A 17,179-nucleotide genomic window follows, 5' to 3' on the forward strand; every position below is an offset into this window, starting at 1 on the left:
CAGCGCCCGCCATCCGGCGGGCGCTGTGGGTGTCAGGGCGTGCTTTATGCAGTGTTTCCTCAGGCGGCCTGGGTACGCGCTGCCAGCACCGGCTTGAGCTTATCGTTCATGGAGGTGAAGGCCTCAACGGTGGCATCCCAGTCAATGCAGGCATCGGTAACCGATACACCGTACTTGAGCTGAGTGTGATCCTCCGGGATCTTCTGGCTGCCCCAGCCGATGTGCGATTCGACCATCAGGCCGATAATCGAGCGGTTGCCTTCGAGGATCTGGTTGGTGACGTTCTCCATTACCAGCGGCTGCAGCGCAGGATCCTTGTTGGAGTTGGCATGGGAGCAGTCGACCATGATATTTGGCTTGATGCCGGCGCGGGTCAGCTCCTGCTCGGCCAGCGCCACGCTGACGCTGTCATAGTTGGGCTTGCCGTTGCCGCCACGCAGCACCACGTGGCCGTAGGCGTTGCCGCGGGTGCGGATGATCGCCACCTGGCCGGCCTGATCGATGCCCAGGAAGTTGTGCGGATGGGCCACCGACTGCAGGGCGTTGACCGCCACGTCGAGGCTGCCGTCGGTGCCGTTCTTGAAGCCCACCGGGCACGACAGGCCGGAGGCCATCTCACGGTGGGTCTGGGATTCGGTGGTGCGTGCGCCGATCGCCGACCAGCTGATGCAGTCCTGCAGGTACTGCGGGGAGATCGGGTCGAGCGCCTCGGTGGCCAGCGGCAGCCCCATCTCGGCCAGATCCACCAGCAACTGGCGAGCGATATGCAGGCCTTCCTGGATTTCGAAGGAGCCGTTGAGGTGCGGGTCGTTGATCAATCCCTTCCAGCCCACCGTGGTGCGCGGTTTCTCGAAGTAGACGCGCATCACGATATACAGGCTGTCCTTGACCTGATCTGCCAGGCGGCGTAGCCGGCGAGCATAATCCAGTGCGGCGTCCACGTCGTGGATCGAGCAAGGGCCGACCACCACCAGCAGGCGCGGGTCACTGCCGTCGAGGATGCGTTGAATGGTGTCGCGCCCCTCGATAACGGTGCGCTCGGCGCCTTCGGTGAGCGGGATTTCCTGCTTCAGCGCATCGGGGGTGATGAGAACGTCCTGGGCCAGGACGTTGAGGTTGTTGACCTGCTGTTGTGACATGCCGCTACCTGTGACGTGGTTCACGCGTGGAATATGCAAAGTGTGGCCCTACTATCGCCCGGCGAGGCGTGAAAAATCAACGCTGAGATGGAACTCCAGCGCGTGGTTTCGGTCACAGCGGGTCGTTGAGGTCGGCAGCCCCTGCTTGATGGAATGCCAATAAACAGGAACACTTACGGGTAACCATCACACTTGCCTGACAGGGCCCAGGTTGACGCCATGATTATCAGATTCGCTTTTACCGCCGCTGTGCTGGCACTGTCTGACTCCCCCCCCGCGATGCCCTCCCGGTCGGGGAGGGGTTGAATGGGCACAAGGGAAACCGACCAGCAACTCGTCGAGCGTGCTCAGCAGGGCGACAACCGGGCCTTCGATCTTCTGGTAAAGAAGTACCAGCACAAGATCATCGGCCTGATCGGCCGCTATGTGCACGATCATGCCGAGGTGCATGATGTGGCTCAGGAGGCGTTCATCAAGGCGTACCGTGCGCTGGGCAAATTTCGCGCCGAGAGTGCCTTCTATACCTGGATGTATCGTATCGCCATCAATACGGCCAAGAACCACCTGGTCTCGCGCGGGCGTCGCCCGCCGGGTAGCGACCTGGACATCGTCGATGCTGAGATTGTCGATCACAGCGGCCGCTTGTCCGACACCGAGACGCCGGAGGCGGTCATCGCGCGTGATCAGTTGGAGGCTGCCGTCTTCGAGGCCATCGAGAATCTGCCAGAGGATCTGCGCACCGCGATTACGCTGCGTGAATTCGATGGGCTCTCCTATGAAGATATCGCCAACATCATGAACTGTCCGGTGGGCACCGTGCGTTCGCGAATCTTCCGTGCCCGCGAAGCGGTGGATAAGCATATCCAGCCGCTGATGACCACGTCGCGCACGCAGGACATGATCCATGAGTGAGTTTTTCGTGCCCGCCGCTGAACTGTTGGCGACTGATGACGTCACAAGGGTGGTCGCCATTGGCGCTTCCCGAGGGGCAGTTGCATGACGGGTCAGCGCCGCAACCAGCGTTCAACGTTGCGAGCCTGCTGCCAGGCTCAAATGAAGTGTTCTTGGTACGGCTTCAAGGATTCTACTGACTAATGGGCGTCAGGCCCTGTCGAGGATGAGGGTGTAAGTAATGAATCAACATGCACGAGAGTCGTTGTCCGCGCTGATGGACAATGAAGGTGATGAGCTCGAGGTGCGTCGCGTGCTCAAGTCACTCGACGGTCAAGGCGATGATGCTGACGCTTGGCGTCGCTATCACTTGGCCCGCAGCCTCATGCAGCGTGATCGTGATGTCGATGTCAGCACCGACCTCTCTGCAGGTATCATGGCGAAGATCGCGGAGGAACCGCTGCCGGTGGTCGAACAGCCGTCGACGCGCAAGCGCAGCGGCCTGTCGTTTTCCAGCAGTGCCGCGATTGCGGCTGCCGTATCGCTGATGGTGATCACCGGGGTACAGGTCTACCACGGTGGCGATAGCGACGGTGCGGCCAGCCAGCCGGCTCTGGCCGGTGGTAGTGGCGCCCAAGGTGCGGCCCAGGCCGTTCCTGCATCCGCTGGCAATACGGGGGCACAAGCTTCCCGCCCATCGCTGGTCGATCTGCCGATGTTTCAGTCGCCTGCCCAAGGGGGCAGCAGCGGCATCATGACCGTCGGCGCGTCCGCGGAGATGCCGATGTTCATGGCGCCCAGCTCTCGGCAGTCTCAGCGTGGGGATCAGGAGCAGGCGCAGCTGCTGCAATCCTATCTCGATCGCCATGCCGAGGGTGCGACCTATCGTAGCGGGGATGCCTGGATGCCGCTGCTGCGCGCGTCGGGAACCGAGACCCTGGGCCAGCGCTGATGGGGGCTGGGATGACCGCGTATTTCCGTCATCCGCTGCGATCGGTGCAGCGCTGTTCGCTGATAGCCTCTTTTCGTCGCTGTGGCCCGTCGCTGGCCGCAGCCTTCGTTGCGCTGATGTGGTTGCCGAGCGCAGTTGTCGCCGATGAACCCTCCGGTCAGGAGGCCCTCGCCGCTGCCTGGGACAGTGACGCCGGTTTCGATTGCACGGTGCTCGATGGCGTGGCAGCGCCGGAATCTCCTGAAGGCTGGTTCGAATTCAGTCTTTGGGCCAATCACTGTTATATCTTCCACGCCAGGGCGGTTCGCATCAGCAGTGACGGGATACGCACCCTGGCGCTGTCCCACGAGGTGGTAGACGGCGTCGAGCGCGAGGTGGCGCAGTTCCTCGACGGTCCGCCTCGGGTTTTCGAACGGCGTGGCAGCATTGGCCGTGGTGGTTGGGCCGAGGAGGGCAGTGAGGTGCCGGCCTCGCCCACTGCGATCATGACTCACCTGAGTGACCACTATCGGCTGCGGCTCGATGGCGAGGAGCGCATCGCCGGCCGCTACGCGGTGCGACTGGATATCGAGCCTCTGGACAGCATGCGCTATGGGCACAGGCTGTGGCTGGACCGTGCCACGGCACTGCCGCTCAAGCAGCTGTTGCTGGACGATAGCGGACGCGTACTCGAAACCTTTCAGATCACCGATCTCGAGCGGGCTCGACTGCACGACGGTCATGTGCGCCTCGACAAGCTTCGCCAAGCGCCGCCGGATCCCTGGATGCCGGGTTGGTTGCCGCCGGGTTATGCGCCGCAGCCGGTATCGACGCGCAGCAGCGTGCACGATGATGCCGTAGGGCACCGCCTGTTCAGCGACGGGCTGTCGAGCTTGAGTCTGTTCGTCGAGCCGCTGGATGCCGACGGTCAGGTGCTGTCGCCGGGGATGCATCGCCTGGGCATCTCCTATGCGGCGGTGCGCCATGCTGATATCGGCGGCCAGACCATGCAGATCGTCGCCATGGGCGAGCTGCCGCCACAGGTGCTGTTGCAGATTGCCGAGCAGGTCGAGTGGCGGCCCGAGCGTGTGGCGGTCGATGATGATGATGTCGCCCAGGAGCCGCCGCCGTGACGCTGCGCTGCTCAGACGCCACAAGCTACTACCTCCCCGCGTATCGCCATGCCTGGCGCTACGCTCGTTACATCCGCACTGAGTGTTTCAACGCCGTCGCAGGAGCATCCTAATGGAACGCACGACACGACATCTTTCGCTGTGGTTGTTGTTGATAATTGCCGCCTTTGCTTGGCAATCCGCCCAGGCTCGCAGCCTGCCCGACTTTACCGAGCTGGTGGAGGAGGCTGCCCCCGCGGTAGTCAATATCGCCAGTACCCGCGAGGTGCCGTCGCGTAGCCAGCAGTTCGGTGGCCCTGGGGGGCAGGATATCCCCGAGATCTTCCGCCACTTCTTTGGCGATCAGTTCCCCAGTCCGCCTGGACAGGGACGTGGGCGTGGCCAGGAGCGTCAGTCGCTGGGCTCCGGCTTTATCATCAGCGAGGATGGTTACATCCTGACCAATGCCCATGTGGTCGATGGCGCCGACGAGATTCTGGTGCGACTCAATGATCGCCGTGAGCTCGAGGCCGAGCTGATCGGCGCCGACAGTCAGACCGACGTGGCGCTGCTCAAGGTCGATGTCGAGGGCCTGCCGACTCTGACCATAGGCAACTCCGACCACCTGCGCGTCGGCGAGTGGGTAGCCGCTATCGGTTCGCCGTTCGGCTTCGATCACTCGGTGACTGCGGGCATCGTCAGTGCCATCAATCGCACCCTGCCGCGGGATGCCTACGTGCCCTTTATTCAGACCGACGTGGCTATCAATCCGGGTAACTCCGGTGGGCCGCTGTTCAACCTCGACGGTGAAGTGGTCGGCATCAACTCGCAGATATTCACCCGCAGTGGCGGTTTCATGGGCGTTTCGTTTGCGATCCCGATCAGCGTGGCAATGGATATCGCCGATCAGCTGCGCGATGACGGACGCGTCAGCCGTGGCTGGCTGGGTGTGGTGATTCAGCCGGTGTCGCGGGATCTGGCCGAGTCGTTCGGTATGGATAGCCCGAGCGGTGCGCTGATCGCCGATCTCGATCCTGAAGGCCCCGCTGCCCAGAGTGGCTTGAGGGCCGGGGACGTGATCCTCGAGGTCGACGGCGAAGAGGTAGAGTCTTCGACCACCCTGCCGCGTCTGATTGGCCGGGTCAGTCCTGGCAATGACGTCGAGTTGATCCTGATGCGTGACGGCGAGCAGCGCACGCAGGGCGTCACCGTGGGCCGCTGGCCGGACGCCAACGGTGAGGAACGCGCCGCCGAGGAAGACGTAAGCGACCGCCAGGCGCGGCTTGGGCTCAGCGTGATCGAGCTGGATGCTGCCGATCGCGAGCGTCTCGACATAGAGGGAGGCGTGCAGGTTCGCGAGGTCGACCCGCAAGGTGCCGCGGCAGCGGCGGGCATTCGTCCTGGAGACGTCATCGTTTCGCTGGATCAGCAGACCATCGATTCGCCCCAGCAGCTGCTCGAGGTGGTCGAGGGCATCGACAGCGATCGTGCCGTGCCGATGCGCCTCTATCGCGACGGCCGCTCGCTGTTCGTGGCGCTGCGTCTCGACGCCAGCGAGTAAGCCAACAGCGAAGCCGGCGCGGCTTCGCTGTTCCTGCCAGGCGCATGCCGGTACAATGAGCGCAATTTGCTCACCGGCATGCGCCTGCTGCCCTCCTGTCGACCCTCCCTATTCGAAATAGTGGCTTCGATAGTACCGTCCTGGCGCGCACGCCGATTTCTTGAAAGGCAGAACTGACTCGATGGCCAACGACGTGTCCCACGACAAGCTCAAGCATATCCGCAACTTCTCGATCATCGCCCATATCGACCACGGCAAGTCCACGCTCTCCGACCGGATCATCCAGATCTGCGGCGGGTTGAGCGACCGTGAGCTCAAGGAGCAGGTGCTCGATTCGATGGATATCGAGCGCGAGCGGGGCATCACCATCAAGGCGCAGTCGGTAACCCTCGACTACCACGCCGAGGATGGCAACACCTACCAGCTCAACTTCATCGACACCCCCGGGCACGTCGATTTCTCCTATGAGGTCTCGCGCTCGCTCTACGCCTGTGAAGGGGCGCTGCTGGTGGTAGATGCCGCCCAGGGCGTCGAGGCGCAGTCGGTGGCCAACTGCTACACCGCCGTGGAGCAGGGGCTCGAGGTGCTGCCGGTGCTCAACAAGATGGACCTGCCCCAGGCCGACCCCGACAAGGTGGCCCAGGAGATCGAGGAGATCATCGGCATCGACGCCACCGACGCCTGCCAGGTCTCGGCCAAGAGTGGGTTGGGCATGGAGGCGCTGCTCGAGCGCCTGGTGCGCGATATCCCGCCGCCCAAGGGCGATCCCGATGCGCCGCTGCAGGCGCTGATCGTCGACTCCTGGTTCGATAACTACCTGGGCGTGGTATCGCTGGTGCGTCTGTTCGACGGCACGCTGAAGAAAGGCGAGAAGATTCGCATCAACTCCACCGGCCGTGACTGGCAGGTCAACGAGGTCGGGGTGTTCACGCCGCTGCGCAAGGAGACCGGCGTGCTGCGTGCGGGCGAGGTAGGCTTCGTGGTGGCCGGCATCAAGGAGATCCAGGGCGCCCCGGTGGGCGATACCATCACCCATACCAAGACGCCTGACGTGCCGCGGCTGCCGGGTTTCCAGAAGGTCAAGCCGCAGGTCTATGCCGGCATGTTTCCGGTCAGCGCCGACGACTACGAGGATTTCCGCGACGCACTCGAGAAGCTGGCGCTGAACGACGCCTCCCTCAGGTACGAGCCGGAAAACTCCGACGCCCTGGGCTTCGGCTTCCGGGTCGGCTTCCTCGGCACCCTGCACATGGAGATCATCCAGGAGCGTCTCGAGCGCGAGTACGACATCGACCTGCTGACCACGGCGCCGACCGTGGTCTATGAGCTGGTCATGGACAACGGTGAGGTATCTTACGTCTCCAATCCGTCCAAGCTGCCCGACATGGCCAATGTCGACGAGATGCGCGAGCCGGTCGTACGCGCCAGTATCCTGGTGCCTCAGGAGTACGTCGGCAACGTTATCTCCGAGTGCGAGCAGCGCCGCGGCACCCAGCTCGATATGCAGTTCCTCGGTAACCAGATCCAGCTGGTCTATGAGCTGCCGATGTCGGAAGTGGTGATGGACTTCTTCGATCGCCTGAAGTCGATCTCCAAGGGCTACGCCTCGCTGGACTACAGCTTCGAACGTTTCGAGGCGGCCAAGCTGGTGCGTCTCGACGTGCTGATCAACGGTGACAAGGTCGATGCCCTGGCGGCGATCATTCACCGCGATCATGCCCACGGCCGCGGACGTCTGCTGGTCGAGAAGATGAAAGAGCTGATTCCACGCCAGATGTTTGACGTGGCGATCCAGGCCGCTATTGGTGGTCAGGTGGTGGCACGCTCCACCGTCAAGGCGCTGCGCAAGAACGTCACTGCCAAATGTTATGGTGGCGACGTAAGCCGCAAGAAGAAGCTGCTCGAGAAGCAGAAAGCAGGCAAGAAACGCATGAAGCAGGTAGGCAAGGTGGAAATTCCCCAGGATGCCTTCCTCGCCGTGCTCAAGGTGAATGACTAGGGACGAGGATAGGCATGGATTTTTCGCTGTTGCTGGTGGTGGCCGTAGCGGTCACCGGTGTGGTCTGGTTGCTGGATGTGGTGTGGTGGGGGCGTGCGCGGCGCGCGCGCCTGGCAGCGGTGGAAGCAGAGAGCGGCGATGGCCTGGACGATGCCACGCGGCGCAAACTGGCGCGCGAGCCGTGGCCGGTGGACTACTCGCGTTCGTTCTTTCCGGTGCTGCTGGTGGTGCTGGTGCTGAGGAGCTTCGTGGTCGAGCCGTTTCAGATCCCCTCGGGCTCGATGCGCCCGACGCTGGAAGTGGGGGATTTCATCCTCGTCAACAAGTTTACCTATGGCCTGCGCTTGCCGGTGTTGCACACCCGGGTCGCGGAGTTTAACGAGCCCGAGCGCGGCGACGTAATGGTGTTCCGTTTCCCCCAGGAGCCATCGATCAACTTCATCAAGCGCGTGGTGGGGCTGCCGGGCGACAGCATCCGCTATGAGGGTAAGGAGCTCTACGTCAACGGCGAGCGGGTGCCGAACACTCTGCTCGAGACCGACCCCAGCGAGCAGCCCGGCGAAGAGCTGCTTGAGGAGCTGCTCGGCGAGCAGGCCCATCAGATCTACAACAATCCCCGCGACCCCGGGCCGCAGATGCGCGAGCTGGAGGTGCCAGAAGGGCACTATTTCACCATGGGTGACAACCGTGATCACTCCAATGACAGCCGCTACTGGGGCTTCGTGCCGGAGGAAAATATCGTCGGCAAGGCGTTTGCGGTATGGATGCACTGGGATGGCGGATTGCCCAGCTTCAGTTCGATGCGCCGCATTCACTGACGTTTTGTGATCGCTGGCGCCAACTACAAGGCCTGATGCATGGCGAGAAGTCGTGCATCGGGCTATTCATTGTTATCAGGACACAACAAAGAGCAGGAGTTTCGTGAGTAACCCCTTGAATGGTTTTAGCCGCCGGGTCGGCCATGCGTTCGCCGACCTCGGTCTGCTGGAGCTGGCCATGACCCACCGCAGTTACGGCGGGCAGAACAACGAGCGCCTCGAGTTTCTCGGTGACTCGATCGTCAATTTCGTGATCGCCGAAGCGCTGTTTCGCCGCTTCCCCGATGCGCGAGAGGGCCAGCTGTCGCGGCTTCGCGCGCAACTGGTCAAGGGCCAGACGCTGGCCGAGCTGGCCAGAGAGTTCGATCTCGGCGAGTGTCTGCGACTCGGATCCGGCGAGATGAAGAGTGGTGGCCATCGGCGTGATTCTATCCTCGCCGACGCCGTCGAGGCGGTCATTGGCGCTATCTATCTGGATGCCGGTATGGACGTGGCCAAGGCACGGGTGCTGTCGTGGTACGCGCTGCGTCTCGAAGCCATCGACCTGCAGGATACCCAGAAGGACCCCAAGACCCGGCTGCAGGAATTTCTGCAGTCCCGGCAGTCTCCGCTGCCGCGCTATGAGGTACTGTCGGTGGAGGGCGAGGCTCATGCCCAGACCTTCACCATCGAATGCCAGGTGGAGATGCTCGAGTCCGCCACCGTCGGTGTCGGCTCGAGCCGCCGCCATGCCGAGCAGCAGGCCGCCGAGAAGGCGCTGGTGCTGCTCGAACCACGAGGAGGGCGAGCATGACGCAGCGCTGTGGATTCGTGGCCATTGTCGGCCGCCCCAACGTCGGCAAGTCGACGCTGATGAATCGTATCCTGGGACAGAAGATTTCCATCACCTCGCGGCGCCCGCAGACCACGCGCCATCAGGTGATGGGTATCAAGAGCGAAGGTGATGACCAGATCATCTACGTCGATACCCCCGGCATGCATATCATGTCCAAGGATCGTAACAAGGCGATCAATCGCTTTATGAACCAGGCGGCCAGTCAGGCATTGCGCGACGTCGACTGTGTGGTGTTTATCGTCGACCGCACCCGCTGGATGCCCGAAGACCAGGTGGTGCTCGACAAGCTGACCCACGTCAAGGCGCCGGTGATTCTCGCCGTCAACAAGGTCGATTGGCTGGAGGACAAGGCCAGTCTGCTGCCGTGGCTCGAGGAGGTTGGCGCCAAGCGCGACTTCGCGGCAATACTGCCGCTATCGGCCAAGCACGGCAGCAATGTGCCGGAACTCGAGGCCGAGGTCGCCAAGCACTTGCCGGAGAGCGTTCACTACTACCCCGACGACCAGGTGACCGACCGCTCCCAGCGCTTCCTGGCCGCCGAGCTGGTGCGCGAGAAGGTCATGCGCCAACTCGGCGACGAGCTGCCGTACCAGATGACCGTGGAGATCGAGGAGTTCCGCGAGACCGATCGTGTCACTCATATAAGCGCGCTGATCCTGGTCGAGCGTCAGGGTCAGAAAAAGATCCTGATCGGCGAGAACGGCGAGCGCATCAAGAGCATTGGCCGTGAGGCGCGGCTCGATATGGAGCGCGCGCTTGGTTGCAAGGTGATGCTCAACCTGTGGGTCAAGGTCAAGCGTGGCTGGTCGGATGACGAACGCGCGCTGAAGAGCCTGGGGTATCACCTGGACTGAGGCGTGTCTGCGCTCGACGAGGTTTGTACGCATTCCAGGACAGATACAAAATGCAGCCCGAACCGGCCTTTCTGCTTCACAAGCGCCCCTATCGCGAGACCAGTGCGCTGGTCGACCTGCTGACGCTGGCCCATGGCCGGGTAAGAGCCGTGGCCCAGGGCGTGCAGCGCCCGGGGAGCCGCTCGCGGGGACGTCTGCAGCCGTTCGCGCCGCTACACGTGACTTGGGTAGGCAGCGGCGAGCTCAAGCGCCTGCGGCTGATGGAGAGCACTGGCAGCGCGGCGCTGCTGGCTGGCGAAGGACTGCTGTGTGGTCTCTATGCCAACGAGCTGCTGACCCGGGTGATGCCGCTGGAGCTGCCGGCAGGCGAGGTGTTCGCCTTCTACAGCGCGACCCTCGAGGCCCTGCCGCGGCCTGAGGCGAGAGCTAGTGCGCTGCGTCGGCTGGAGCTGGCGCTGCTCGAGCTGCTGGATGCCGAGCCGCTGTTTCGCGATCTGGCCGATGGCGAACTGGACCCCCAGCGACGCTATGTATACCGCGCCGAGACGCGTGCCTTCGAGGCGCTACCGCCGGGTGGCAGCCAGGGGCTCGATGGGCGCACCCTGCGCCTGCTGGCCAGTGGCCAGTGGGGAGAGGCGGGGCTGGCTGGCCCCGCCAAGGTGCTGACCCGGGCGGCGCTGGCGCCGCTGCTGGGCACTCGGCCGCTGCGCTCGCGAGAGCTGATGCAGCGTCTTGCGGCGCGCCGCCGCGTCGCGTCATCCTGATGCATTCAACACTGCCGCTTGCGGCGGTGGATGCCCAATCCTTTTAAAGCGTGGAGATCCCTCATGCATGCGCCTCGAATCCAGCTCGGCGTCAATATCGATCATATCGCGACCCTGCGTCAGGCCCGCGGTACTCGCTACCCGGATCCGCTGCAGGCCGCGCTGCTGGCGGAGGAGGCCGGTGCCGATGGGATCACGGTGCATCTGCGTGAGGATCGCCGGCATATCCAGGAGCGCGATGTGCGGCTGTTGGCCGAGACCCTCAATACGCGCATGAACCTCGAGATGGCCGTCACCGACACGATGCTGCGCCTGGCCGAGGAGGTGCGCCCGGCCCACGTCTGTCTGGTGCCGGAGAAGCGTGAAGAGCTGACCACCGAGGGCGGGTTGGACGTGGTCGGGGGCTTCGAGGCGGTGCAGGCTGCCTGCCGTCGCCTGGCCGCCGCAGGCTGTGAGGTGTCGCTGTTCATCGATCCCGAACCGCAGCAGATCGAGGCCGCCGCCAGGGCCGGGGCACCGGTCATCGAACTGCACACCGGCGCCTACGCCGAGGCTAGCGGCCAGGCGGCCAGGCATGAGCATGCGCGGATCGCGGCAGCGGCCGAGATGGCCCTGGAGCTGGGCCTGACCGTCAATGCCGGCCATGGGCTGCATTACCACAACGTCGAGGCCATCGCCGCCATCGGGGGTATTCATGAACTCAATATTGGCCACGCGATCATCGCCCGCGCGCTGTTCGTGGGGCTCAAGGAAGCGGTAGCCGAGATGAAGCGCCTGGTCATCGCAGGTCAGGAGGCGGGGCTGATTGCGGCTCTGGATGAGTACGACCACGACCATGCCCATGATCACCAGCACGGCTGATTCCCAATGATCCTGGGAATCGGCACCGACCTGGCGCGAATTGATCGCTTTGCGGCCGCCATGGCGCGCCACGGCGAGCGCTTCGCACGGCGTCTGCTGGGACCCTCCGAGCTGTCCCGCTATCATCAGCACCCGCAGCCGGCGGCCTTTCTTGCCAAGCGCTTTGCCGCCAAGGAAGCCTTCGTCAAGGCCCTCGGTACCGGGCTGCGCCAGGGCATGCGCTGGACGGAGATCGAAGTGGCCAACGATGCCCTGGGACGGCCGTCACTGGTGCTGGCGGGGCGGGCACGGGAGCAAGCCGAGGCCGCCGGGGTGGCGACGCTTCACCTGTCGCTCTCGGACGACGATGGGCTGGCGCTGGCGTTCGTGGTGCTGGAGGGCTGAAGCCGGTGACGCCAGTCGGCGAGACGTGCCATGGCGGCATAGAGGTCGTCGAGTAGCGGGGCCACATCGGCCAGGCCGCGGCTACGCAGGCGTGTCTCGAGGGTCTCGGCGAGCAGTGCCAGCTGCGGCACCCCGCAGTAGCGACAGGCGCCGTTGAGGGCGTGGATGGCGTCGAGAAATGCCTCCTCGTTGCCGGCCTGCCAAGCGCTGCGCAATGCGGCTTCGCTGGCGTCAAGGCTGTCGATCAGTAGCATCAGCGTCTCGCGGGCGAGGGCTTCACGCCCGGCAGCCAACTGGGTGCCAAGCGCAAGGTCGACCACTGCCAGTTCATCCTGCATCGCCGCCGGCGCCTTGGTGACGGGGCGCTCGGCGAAGGCCAATCGACGCTTGATCAGCTCATGCAGGGCGTCGTGGTCGACCGGCTTGATCAATACCTCCTGGAGTCCGCTGCTCAGCAGCCGCTGGCGCTCCTCCTGCATGGCATGGGCGGTAACCGCCACCACCGGACAGTCGCGCCACTGTGCGTCGAGCCGGCGCAGCGCCTGAGTGGTGGCGATGCCGTCCATCCCCGGTAGGCGGATATCCATCAGTACCAGATCAAAGTGTTCGCTCTGCCCCAGAGCCAGGGCCTCTTCGCCGCTGGCGGCCAGTTGGGCACCCAGGCCCAGATCCTCGAGCATGGCTTCCAGCAGGCGACGATTAGCGCTGTTGTCGTCCACCACCAGCAAGCGCGCCTGTGGCTGGTCGGCAGGGAGGGGCGGCAGCGCACGAGGCGAGATCAAGCGCTCGATGCTGGCGGCCAGTGCCCGGCGCGACAGCGGCCGACTGAGCAGTTCACCTCCATGCGGCAGGTGCAGGTCGGGCAGTTCCAGTGGGCCCGCTTGTACCAGCAGAATGCAGGGGCAGCGGCTGGCGTCGAGGCACGCCTGCCAACTGGCCAGGCGCGCTGGCGCCAGGTCTTCATAGGGGAGTCCGGCAATCAGCAGGTCAGGGGGGCTGTCGGTCTGCATATCGACCAGATGGGCCCCCCACTCCTCGAGCAGGTGGGCGATGGCGTGGCGCGTCGCCGGATGGGCTTCGTCGAAGGCAACCCGCAGACCACCGAGGGTCAGCTCAGGAGGCCTTGGATCGAGTCGCTGGGCCTGCAGCGGCAGTGTGAAAGTGAACGTCGAACCACGACCGAGCTCGCTCGACACCTTGATTTCGCCCCCCATCTGCTCGACCAGCTGGCGGCAGATCATCAGCCCCAGACCGGTGCCGCCGTAGTGGCGGCTGTCGCTGGCACTGGCCTGGCTGAAGGCTTGGAACAGCCGCTGGCAGGCGGTTTCACTGAGGCCGATACCGGTATCGCTGACGCTGACTCTGAGGGTGACACCCTGGGTATCGCTGTCATCGAGCATTACCCTGACGATCACCTCGCCCTGCTGGGTGAACTTGATGGCATTGTGAACCAGGTTGGTGAGCACCTGCTTGATGCGCAGTGGATCGCCCTGCAACTGCTCGGGGACATCGTCGTATACCAGGCCCAGCAGGTGCAGTTGCTTGTGATGGGCCTGGGGCGCCTGCAGCCCCAGCACCTCGTCGATCAGCGCCTGGATATCCAGATTGACGCACTCGAGCTCCATCTTGCCGGCCTCGAGCTTGGAGAAGTCGAGGATGTCGTTGATCAAGGCTAGCAGGCTGTCCGAGGCCTTGCTGACATGCTCGAGCCACTCACGCTGACGCGGGTCGAGGTTCGAGCGGGAGAGCAGCTGGCAGAAGCCGATGATGCCGTTGAGCGGGGTACGGATCTCGTGGCTCATATTGGCCAGGAATTCCGACTTGATGCGGTTGGCCTCGAGCGCCCGGCGGTGGGCCATATCGAGCTCGATATTCTGGATTTCGATGGTCTCCATCGACTCCTGGAGGTCGCGGGTGGTCTGGTCGATATGCCGCTGGGTATCCTCGTGGGCGTTCTCGAGGTGGTCGGAGAGGGTGTTGACGCTGTCTGCCAGGCGTCCCAGTTCGGGAGGGCCGCGACGCGCCAGTCGCAGTTGATAGTCGCCTGCATTGAGGCGACGCAGCAGTTCCTGCAGCTCTTCGATGGGGCGGTCGATGCGGCGATAGACGATATAGGTCAGCAGGAACAGCAGCAGCCCGGAGACCAGCCACACCAGCGCGGCGGCGGTCAGATGGCGGTAGAAGGCGAGACTCAGCGTGGTGGTGTCAACGCTGAGATCCAGGTAGTGCGTGGCATCACCGCCGTCGAGGGGAACCACCAGCCGCCAGTCACCGTCGTGCTCGCCGAGCCGCTGAACCGAGGCGTAGTCGCTCAGCGCGGGCTGCTGCTGTCCCAGCGCCAGGGTCGCGGTGCCGGCGGCGTCGCGCAGGCTGACGGCGCGCACCTCGGGGATGTCCTGCAGGCGCTGAAGAAGCTCAGGGAGCCAGCTCCTGTGGTGATCGAGCATGGCGTGTTCGATGGCGGGGCGCAGCAGCTCAGCGCTGCCCAGGGTGCGCTGTTCTAGGGCCTCGCGACGCACCTGGCTGTCGTGCAGCAGGGCAATCAGGGTCAGGGTCAGCATCAGCGCCAGTGGCACGACGACCGCCAGCAGCAGCAGTCGGGTTCTGATCGGCATGGCCATGGGTCCGCACGGAAATTGATCCAGGCATTATGCCACAGCGCGGGTCGATCCCTGTCACCCACCGACGGGCACAGATATAATCGTGGCATACGCTTTGAGAAGGATGCTCCGCATGCACTTCCCCACGCTCGAGGATGTGGTGGGTAACACCCCTCTGGTACGCCTTAAACGCATAGCCGCGGGGCGCAACAACACCCTGCTGGCCAAGCTCGAAGGCAACAACCCGGCCGGCTCGGTCAAGGACCGTCCGGCGCTGTCGATGATCCAGCAGGCCGAGGCCCGCGGAGAGATTCATCCCGGCGATACGTTGATCGAGGCGACCTCGGGGAATACCGGGATCGCCCTGGCCATGGCGGCCGCCATCAAGGGCTACCGCATGACGTTGATCATGCCCGACAACGCCTCCAGCGAACGTAAACAGGCGATGGCGGCGTTCGGCGCCACCTTGATCACGGTATCCAGGGAGGAGGGCATGGAAGGGGCCCGCGATGTCGCCAATGCCATGATCGCCCGCGGTGAAGGCAAGACACTGGACCAGTTCGCCAACCCCGACAACCCGCTGGCGCACTTTCGTACCACCGGCCCCGAGCTGTGGCAGCAGACCGACGGCACTATCACCCACTTCGTCAGCTCGATGGGTACCACCGGCACCATCATGGGCGTCTCCGAGTACCTCAAGCAGCAGAACCCTGCGGTGGAGATCGTTGGCCTGCAGCCCGAAGACGGTGCCAGCATCGCCGGGATTCGCCGCTGGCCCGAGGCCTATCTGCCGAAGATATTCGATGCCACTCGGGTCGACCGAGTGCTCGACATTGGCCAGCAGGAGGCCGAAGAGCATATGCGCCGCCTGGCCCGCGAGGAGGGTATCCTGGCCGGCGTCTCGTCCGGTGGGGCGCTGGCCGGTGCGCTGCGTATCGCCGAGCAGGTCGAGGATGCGGTGATCGCGTTTATCGTCTGCGATCGCGGCGACCGCTATCTGTCTACCGGCCTCTATGCACCGGAGGCCTGATGGCGATGCTCGGTAAGCGTCGCACGGCGCGTCCGGCCTCGGGCACCTCGGGGCTGCGCCAGGCCAACAAGGCCACATCGCGAGTGGTGTCAGGCGACGATGATAGCGTGGTGATCGAGCGCCTCGCTCACGATGGCCGCGGTGTGGCGCACCGCGCCGACGGCAAGGCGCTGTTCATCGACCGTGCGCTGCCCGGCGAGCGGGTCTTGCCGGCGGTGCATCGACAGCGCAAGCGTTTCGACGAAGCCCATGTGCGCGAGCTGCTCGAGGCCTCCGACCAGCGCGTCGAGCCGGCGTGCCGCCACTTCGGCCAGTGCGGCGGCTGCGACCTGCAGCATCTTGCCGACGCCGGACAGCGTCAACACAAGCTGGCGGTGCTTGGCGAGCACTTGGCACGTGAAGCGCTGGCGCTGCCGGCGTCGGCCGAGGTGCTGGCGGCAGACGGTCACGGCTATCGCCGGCGGGCCCGACTGGGGGTCAAGGTCGATGCCCAGGGGGCGATCCATCTCGGCTTTCGCGGCAAGGGCAGTCATCACCTGCTCGATATTCATCAGTGCACTATTCTGGTACCACGGCTGGCGGCGCTGCTGGCGCCGCTGCACCACCAACTGGCGGCCCTCGAGGCGCCGCGTCATGTCGGGCACATCGAACTCATCGACAGTGATGCGGGGGCCACGCTGGTGGTGCGCCAGCTTCGCGAGCATAGCGGCGACCGTGAGCGCTGGCAGGCGTTTGCGGCCGAACGGGGCGTCAGCCTGGCGTGGTGGCTAGGGCGCGAGGCGGCACAGCTAGAGTGGCTGAGTGTGGCGCCCGAGCTGGGCTATCGTATTGTCGCCGACGGGTATGATCTGGCGCTGACGTTCGCCCCTGGCGACTTCGTGCAGGTCAATGCCGCGGTCAACCAGCGCCTTATCGATACCGCCTTGGCATGGCTCGCGCCGACCCCCGCGGCGCGCGTGCTCGATCTCTACGCCGGGGTGGGCAACCTGAGTCTGGCGCTGGCCTGCCGGGGCGGCGAGGTGCTGGGCGTGGAGGGCAATCCGGCGATGGTTGAACGGCTGGCCGCCAACGCCCGACGCAATGGGCTGGGGAATGTCGAGGCGCGCCAGAGTGATCTCAACCAGGCCGCCGCGGTGAGCGAGGTCCTGGCCTGGGCACCGAATCTGGTGGTGCTCGACCCGCCCCGTGACGGCGCCGACACCGTCTGCACCCAGTTGGCCGCCAGCAGGGTGCCGCAGCTACTGTATATCGCCTGCGATCCGGCCACCCTGGCGCGGGATGCGGCACGCCTTGTGCAAGGTGGTTATCGAATACGTCGCGCGGCCGTGGCCGACATGTTCGCGCAGACGGCTCATCTGGAAGCCATGCTGCTGTTCGAACGCAGCGGATGAGCCACCCAA

General features: G+C 64.5%; 15 protein-coding genes. 13 read left to right on the plus strand and 2 right to left on the minus strand.

Annotated features, from left to right (window positions below):
* Positions 1-59 precede the first annotated feature (59 nt).
* Positions 60-1,139, minus strand: coding sequence for a 3-deoxy-7-phosphoheptulonate synthase (locus tag IEI94_RS16610; protein WP_191168374.1), 1,080 nt, complete (start codon positions 1,137-1,139; stop codon positions 60-62).
* A 306-nt stretch (positions 1,140-1,445) separates the two neighbouring features.
* Here IEI94_RS16610 and rpoE point away from each other — a divergent pair, with 306 nt between their 5' ends.
* The 11 genes from rpoE (at position 1,446) to acpS (ending at position 12,149) form a co-directional block, all read left to right on the plus strand.
* Entirely contained in the window at positions 1,446-2,051 is a 606-nt protein-coding gene (gene rpoE / locus IEI94_RS16615) for an RNA polymerase sigma factor RpoE (protein WP_191168375.1), read from the plus strand.
* A gap of 220 nt (positions 2,052-2,271) precedes the next feature.
* Positions 2,272-2,982: a sigma-E factor negative regulatory protein gene (locus IEI94_RS16620; RefSeq protein WP_191168376.1), complete on the plus strand. Its 711-nt coding sequence runs from the start codon at positions 2,272-2,274 to the stop codon at positions 2,980-2,982.
* Between the two features lie 11 nt (positions 2,983-2,993).
* Complete coding sequence (locus IEI94_RS16625) at positions 2,994-4,094, plus strand: MucB/RseB C-terminal domain-containing protein (protein WP_224750170.1); 1,101 nt, start codon at positions 2,994-2,996, stop codon at positions 4,092-4,094.
* A gap of 112 nt (positions 4,095-4,206) precedes the next feature.
* On the plus strand, positions 4,207-5,634 hold the full coding sequence (locus IEI94_RS16630) for a DegQ family serine endoprotease (RefSeq protein WP_191168377.1): 1,428 nt from the start codon (positions 4,207-4,209) through the stop codon (positions 5,632-5,634).
* A gap of 181 nt (positions 5,635-5,815) precedes the next feature.
* Entirely contained in the window at positions 5,816-7,633 is a 1,818-nt protein-coding gene (lepA, locus tag IEI94_RS16635) for a translation elongation factor 4 (RefSeq protein ID WP_191168378.1), read from the plus strand.
* A 14-nt stretch (positions 7,634-7,647) separates the two neighbouring features.
* Complete coding sequence (lepB, locus tag IEI94_RS16640) at positions 7,648-8,451, plus strand: signal peptidase I (RefSeq protein ID WP_191168379.1); 804 nt, start codon at positions 7,648-7,650, stop codon at positions 8,449-8,451.
* A 103-nt stretch (positions 8,452-8,554) separates the two neighbouring features.
* Positions 8,555-9,244 carry a ribonuclease III gene (gene rnc, locus IEI94_RS16645; RefSeq protein WP_191168380.1) on the plus strand — a complete coding sequence of 230 codons (690 nt, stop codon included), beginning with the start codon at positions 8,555-8,557 and terminating at the stop codon, positions 9,242-9,244.
* On the plus strand, positions 9,241-10,140 hold the full coding sequence (gene era, locus IEI94_RS16650; protein ID WP_191168381.1) for a GTPase Era: 900 nt from the start codon (positions 9,241-9,243) through the stop codon (positions 10,138-10,140). Before rnc ends, era begins: the two co-directional genes overlap by 4 nt.
* A 50-nt stretch (positions 10,141-10,190) precedes the next feature.
* Positions 10,191-10,904, plus strand: a complete 714-nt coding sequence (recO, locus tag IEI94_RS16655; RefSeq protein ID WP_191168382.1) for a DNA repair protein RecO — start codon at positions 10,191-10,193, stop codon at positions 10,902-10,904.
* A gap of 63 nt (positions 10,905-10,967) precedes the next feature.
* Positions 10,968-11,765, plus strand: a complete 798-nt coding sequence (gene pdxJ / locus IEI94_RS16660) for a pyridoxine 5'-phosphate synthase (RefSeq protein ID WP_191168383.1) — start codon at positions 10,968-10,970, stop codon at positions 11,763-11,765.
* A gap of 6 nt (positions 11,766-11,771) precedes the next feature.
* Positions 11,772-12,149 carry a holo-ACP synthase gene (acpS, locus tag IEI94_RS16665; RefSeq protein ID WP_191168384.1) on the plus strand — a complete coding sequence of 126 codons (378 nt, stop codon included), beginning with the start codon at positions 11,772-11,774 and terminating at the stop codon, positions 12,147-12,149.
* Here acpS and IEI94_RS16670 read toward each other — a convergent pair.
* Positions 12,089-14,764, minus strand: coding sequence for an ATP-binding protein (locus tag IEI94_RS16670; RefSeq protein WP_191168385.1), 2,676 nt, complete (start codon positions 14,762-14,764; stop codon positions 12,089-12,091). The two genes, acpS and IEI94_RS16670, sit on opposite strands and share 61 nt — an antisense overlap.
* Positions 14,765-14,882: 118 nt before the next feature.
* Here IEI94_RS16670 and cysM point away from each other — a divergent pair, with 118 nt between their 5' ends.
* A complete protein-coding gene (gene cysM, locus IEI94_RS16675; protein WP_191168386.1) occupies positions 14,883-15,779 on the plus strand; it encodes a cysteine synthase CysM in 897 nt (298 codons plus the stop codon).
* Entirely contained in the window at positions 15,779-17,170 is a 1,392-nt protein-coding gene (locus IEI94_RS16680) for a methyltransferase domain-containing protein (protein WP_191168387.1), read from the plus strand. The genes cysM and IEI94_RS16680 overlap by 1 nt, the downstream gene beginning before the upstream one ends.
* Positions 17,171-17,179 lie beyond the last annotated feature (9 nt).

The sequence above is a fragment of the Halomonas sp. ML-15 genome (genome assembly GCF_014779595.1).
In the GTDB taxonomy this organism is placed as follows: Bacteria; Pseudomonadota; Gammaproteobacteria; order Pseudomonadales; family Halomonadaceae; genus Franzmannia.